Origin of the sequence: Nodosilinea sp. LEGE 07088, from assembly GCF_015207395.1 — a bacterium.
Lineage (GTDB): Bacteria > Cyanobacteriota > Cyanobacteriia > Phormidesmidales > Phormidesmidaceae > Nodosilinea.
Genome location: NZ_JADEWX010000276.1, coordinates 1 through 5,219, shown reverse-complemented (window position 1 = coordinate 5,219; position 5,219 = coordinate 1). Strand labels below are relative to the sequence as shown.

Genomic DNA, 5,219 nt, shown 5'->3' with positions numbered 1-5,219 from the left:
AGTTATGGACCGACTGGGCACTCCAACTGATAGCGCTCAAACCCCATAAACATCGCTATTTTCAGCGTGGTCTCTATGCTCTATCCCTGATGCAGCAAGCTCTTTAGGTACGTTGTCACCCGTTAAGGCACAACACAGATTCCCCCTGAACAAAATTGCCCCAGAAGGAGTCTGCGCACTGGGGTCAACGTGACCAGTCAAGGTCAGACGCCCAGAAAATTGTCGCTTACTCCGCACCCGTTTCTGAAGTCGGCACCACCAAGCCCTCAGCCTGGGACTGACGTCGCAGCGCTTCCTGCTGGAGGGTACGGTAGTTAGCGGCTTCATTGCTGATGCGGCCTCGGTGTTGGCGGCTAAACTCACCCGAGGTTTGGTCATTCGCCAACGCAGCGCGGTGAATTAGATCGAAGAGACTGCCAGATTCACCGAAGGCCCCACCCGGGGCATCGGCAGAGCCAAACCCTTCAGAGGCATCAACCCGAGGGGCGCTATTGGGGTCAGTGGGGGCAGACTGGGCCAACGCAGCCGGGGCCAGGGCCAGAAAGCCAAACGCCACCAATACCGCAGATTGAAAGATAGGCTTGAGGTAAGCCATAGGAGAACTCCTTGGACACCAAAGACAACAGGATGAATGGCTAGTGCGATCGCGCCGCCTATGCCAAACATTGTAACGGCTTCCTCGCAAGTTGCCGTCTGCTGTAGACCAAACTTAGATCTGGCCCCAAATCAGCCTACGCAATCCGCCGCCGCAGCAAAGGTTGAATCAGCCCCAGGGCTAGCCCACAAAACACCACCAGCACTGCCAAACAGATACCTAGGGATACGTCAGCAAAGGGCGTTGCCAGCACGGTGCTACTAAAACCCCAACTGGGGTGTAGGTACACATAGCGAATGGGCTCAATGGCGTAGGTGAGCGGGTTAAGGCTGGCCACCACCTGCAACCATCGGGGCATAAAGTCGAGGGGCACCAGCGCCGTACTCGAAAACAGTAGCGGCAGGTTAGTGACAAAAATAACCGCAATCAGCTCAATGTGCCCCGGTAGGGCAAAGGTCAATCCCAGACTCAGCGCCGTCACCCCTAGCACCAGAGTCATGACAATAAACAGAACCAGCATGAGCCCGGGTAAACTCGGCAGCCCGGCCCCGAGTACTGCGCTAAGGGCCAGAATGGCCGCCGTTTGCACCAGACTCAGGGCCGCAATAAACAGCGCTGACGCCACCACAATGGAGTAGCGTGAGGCCAGCGGTGCCACCAAGAAGCGGTTTAAAAAGCCAAACTCGCGGTCAAACATTACCGGCAACCCGGCGTTGAGCGCTCCGCCAAAGGCCGTGAATACAATGATGCCTGCCCCCAAAAATTGACCATAGTTGCGGCTTTCGCCGAACAAGCCAGCGGGCACATTTTGAAACAGGGCTCCAAACAGCACCAGCCAGATCAGGGGTTGAACAATCCCTGCCACCAGGGTAGTAGGACGCCGCTGGAGCTGAATGAACAGCCGCCGGGTCATGGCCAGGGTCTCTTGGACAAAGGCCCCCGACACCAGCCCTTGGGATTTTATCAGGTCAGCCTTCCAGGCCTTGATGTCGGCGTTGTAGAGGGTAGGAGCCCCTTCACCGCCAGCAGGGGTCGTGGGAATAGTGGTACTCATAGTGGTGTCCTAAGCTCCCTTCATGGCTTGTTTTTTCTCTTTCTTTAAATCACGTTGGCCCACAGCGGCCAGTTCCGCATCCATCAGGGTGCGGCCCGTGGCAGCCAGGTACACATCGTCGAGACTGGGACGCGACTGGGCAATGCCAAATACCGGTAGATCAGCAGTTTTGAGCGCCTGCTGCACCGTCAACAACACGTCGGGCTGTCGGTCAACGACCAAATTCAGCGAGTTGCCCTGGGCCGCATTGACGATGACCTCGCGCACAAAGGGTAAATCCGCCAGCATGGCCTGGGCCTGGCGGGCCTCGCTGTCTGAGGTAAATTCGCGAATGCGTAGGGTAATGCGATCGCCGCCAATTTTATCTTTGAGATCGCTGGGGGTACCGGCGGCAATGACCTTGCCCTGGTCAATGATCGCCACCCGATCGGCCAGGGCATCGACCTCTTCCAGGTAGTGACTGGTAATCAGGATTGTCGTACCTGCTGCCCGTAGCTGGCGTAAAAACGTCCACACCGCCGATCGCGTCTCAATGTCTAGCCCTACGGTCGGCTCATCCAGCACCAGCACATCGGGCTGGTGCAACAGCCCCAGGGCCAGGTCGAGGCGCTTTCTGAGCCCGCCAGAGTAGGTGCCGGTTTTTTGGTCGGCCCAGTCACCCAACTCCAGCAGATCGATCATTTGGTCAATGCGGGGACGGGCGACCCCCTTGGGCATATGGTAGATGTCAGCCTGGAGCTGCAATAGCTCACGCCCCGTCAGTACCTTATCGAGGGCGACCTCCTGGGCAATGTAGCCGAGATACTGGCGCACTAGGCGAGGCTGGTCGAGTACCGAAATACCCATTACCTCCAGGGTGCCACTGTCGGGCGTGGCTAGGGTGCAGAGGCAGCGGATGGTGGTGGTTTTGCCCGCTCCGTTGGGGCCCAGCAGCCCAAAGATCTCCCCCGCCTGAATCGAGAGCGACACATCGTGCACCGCCGTTACCGCCCCGTAGGACTTTTTCAAATTCTGAATCGATACCGCTGTGGCCATCGGCAGAGCTCACCCCAGAAACGTTGGTGCCTACATTGGTTATTCTACAGAACTCTTTTGATCGGGGGGAGAATGGCGATCGCTCAGATCTGGCTGCATCCAGGCTCAACCGATGTGAAAAAACTCACTTCTGTTCGAAATCCGCGATTCTGACGGTGTGGATCTAGGGCAGGTGGCCCAATCGCTGGTTTGGTCTGTGGCTGCGCCCGCATCCTGGCGCGAGCACATCAGGTCTCTCGGCCCAGGGAATTCATACTGGATTTGGGCAGGGTCAGATTTTCCGTTCTACCTGTTTCAGGAGACTAGCTTGCCATGGCTATTGAAACCAACAAAGCCTTGCTCAATGAGGCGGCTTACCGCATTGTCAGCGAAATAGCACCGGAAGAAATTCCGGTTTATGTGGAAACTCGCGATCGATATTTTGCCGATCCAGATGAGTTTATGCAAGCAAGCTCAGACGATGACGAGGTACTGGGTATTGGTGAGGTATTCGCTGTTAAGACCCTTACCAAGGTCGTATTCCCCCTCTTGACTCCGATTTTGAACTATCTTCTGCAGGCGGTGACTGAAACCGTACAGGAGGAGCTAGGCGAAGAGGCCTCCACCTGGGTTAAGCAGCTCTTTACTCCAGACCAGCCCCCGCAGCCCATTTTCACCCAGGCCGAGTTGGCCGTGATTGCTGCCACCATTCGCGACATTGCCGCCACCGAAGCCGACCGCCTCAGGCTAGACCCCGACCAGGCCAGCACCGTTAGCGATGCCGTGATTGCGCGTTTGGCCCTAGCCCAGCAGTAGAGGAGCGTTGCCATGCCCCCCCACCCCGTACCCAACCCTGTGAACCCCGCTGTGTTTCCGTCTGAAACCAATGCTCGCTATCTACTGCTGCTGGTGGCGATCGCAGGTACGGTCTTTATTCTGGCGGAGGGCGTGATTGGCGGCCTGCTCTTCACCGAGGACGATCTACCCGCCTTTATAGCGGCCCTGGTGGTCATGGCGATGGTCTTTTGGCGAGCTCGACACCTGGCCCGTCACGATGCCCAGCGGCGGATCCGCGATCGCCAGTGGCAGCCCTTTCCACCCCCCGCCACCGGGGAAAAAGGGCGTTCGTTGCAGGCGATGAATCAATACCTGCAAGCTCTCTTGGTACAGCTGCCGACAGTCAACGCCGCCCAACCTGAGTTTGTGTGGGACGAGGTCAGCCCTGGGTGCGATCGCCCGACTGGCATTGCCTTTGGCTACGGTCGGCACACATACGTCTGTCTGCGCCAAGGGCTGCACGAGGCCTTTCTCAAGGCGCGGCGATCGCCCCTATTCAACGCGATTTTGCTCCACGAACTGGGGCACATAGACAACCAGGATGTTGACAAAACCATTCTGGCTTTGGCCCTGGGCAAAAGCTTTTTCCCCACCGCGCTGCTGTTGCTGGGGCTGCTCAACCTGTACGTGGTGTGGCATACCCTCAGAAATATGCTAACTCAGGGCTCACTTGAGCCCGTGCTCCAGGGGTTGCCCACGATTGTCGGCATCAACCTCAAGACCTTTGGGCTGCTGCTGCTGGTGGATATTCTGCTCAGCAGCGTGTTGCGGGTACGCGAATACTATGCCGATGCCCGGGCTCGGGCATGGCTCGGGCAGCCTAGCGCCTTCTTGCAGCTGTTTGCTACCGAGTCAGCTCAACCATCGATGCCGATCGCCAACCAGCGTCCGGCCTGGCAGCGGCCCCTGGCCCGATGGTACGAGCGGCTGACGCGCAAACACCCCACCCACAAACAGCGGATCGCCGCCCTGCTGGATCCGGCTACCCTTTATCGCCCCAGTGGGGAGGTGGCGCTGCTGTCGGGCTTGCTGTGTGGACTGGTGCTCAATTCTGGGGTTCAATTTTTGAACGTCGGCCTGGTGGAGCTAACGGCCCTGACCTCGACCCTCAACCAGTTTGCCCAGGGCTTGGTGAGCTCCTCCCTTGGGCTGTGGCTGCTACGACTGGTTTGGCTGGTTTTGAACCTGTTGTTTGTCGTCGTTGTGGTCGCGATCGTGGGGCTGGTGCTGGGCCTGGGGGTGCTGCCCGTGGTGGCCACAGTGGGACTTCAGATTCAGGGTGCATCCTGGTGCGATCGCATCAGGCCCAAGGCTCAAGCGCTGACCCGGGCATCTCAACTCGCTCGGCTAGCGCTGCTGCTGGGTTTGGGGTTTGTGCTGGGGTGTTTGCTAGTTCCAGTCCCCAAAACCTTTTCGCTCGTGGGGGTTGGCCCCCTGGGGCTAGGGGGAATGGTGCTGCTTTGGGCCGTCACCTTTGGGTTGTGGCTGTTGCCTCTGGCGGGGTTGTCAAGGCCTCTGTACGGCAATCACGGCGGTAGTCATGGGCCTCGTCCTCAGCGGCGCTTTTTAACCCGACTGTCGGCCCTGGCACTCCTGCCCAGCATGGTGACCAGCAGCATCGCCCACGTTGGGTTCAGCGTCAGCGCCTATGATCCTGACGTGATTCCGGTCGAAGGATTGGGGGTCGTACTCGTCAGCTTAATGGGGCTGGGCTTTTTG

Annotated in this window: 5 protein-coding genes; 2 read left to right on the top strand and 3 right to left on the bottom strand. The window is 58.5% G+C overall.

The window, feature by feature from the left end:
- Positions 1-226: 226 nt before the first annotated feature.
- From IQ254_RS29580 to IQ254_RS29570, 3 genes are all read right to left on the bottom strand, one after another.
- Positions 227-595, bottom strand: a complete 369-nt coding sequence (locus IQ254_RS29580; RefSeq protein ID WP_193969723.1) for a hypothetical protein — start codon at positions 593-595, stop codon at positions 227-229.
- 136 nt (positions 596-731) lie between these two features.
- Positions 732-1,649, bottom strand: a complete 918-nt coding sequence (locus tag IQ254_RS29575) for an ABC transporter permease (RefSeq protein WP_193969722.1) — start codon at positions 1,647-1,649, stop codon at positions 732-734.
- 9 nt (positions 1,650-1,658) lie between these two features.
- The gene (locus tag IQ254_RS29570) at positions 1,659-2,684 is read right to left on the bottom strand and encodes an ATP-binding cassette domain-containing protein (protein ID WP_193969721.1); all 1,026 of its coding nucleotides are present in this window, start codon (positions 2,682-2,684) and stop codon (positions 1,659-1,661) included.
- Positions 2,685-2,996: 312 nt separating this feature from the next.
- On the opposite strand from IQ254_RS29570, the gene IQ254_RS29565 reads away from it, so the two are divergent.
- Both IQ254_RS29565 and IQ254_RS29560 read left to right on the top strand, forming a co-directional pair.
- A complete protein-coding gene (locus IQ254_RS29565; RefSeq protein ID WP_193969720.1) occupies positions 2,997-3,479 on the top strand; it encodes a hypothetical protein in 483 nt (160 codons plus the stop codon).
- A gap of 12 nt (positions 3,480-3,491) precedes the next feature.
- A partial coding sequence (locus IQ254_RS29560; RefSeq protein ID WP_193969719.1) for a M48 family metalloprotease occupies positions 3,492-5,219 on the top strand: 1,728 nt, incomplete at its 3' end.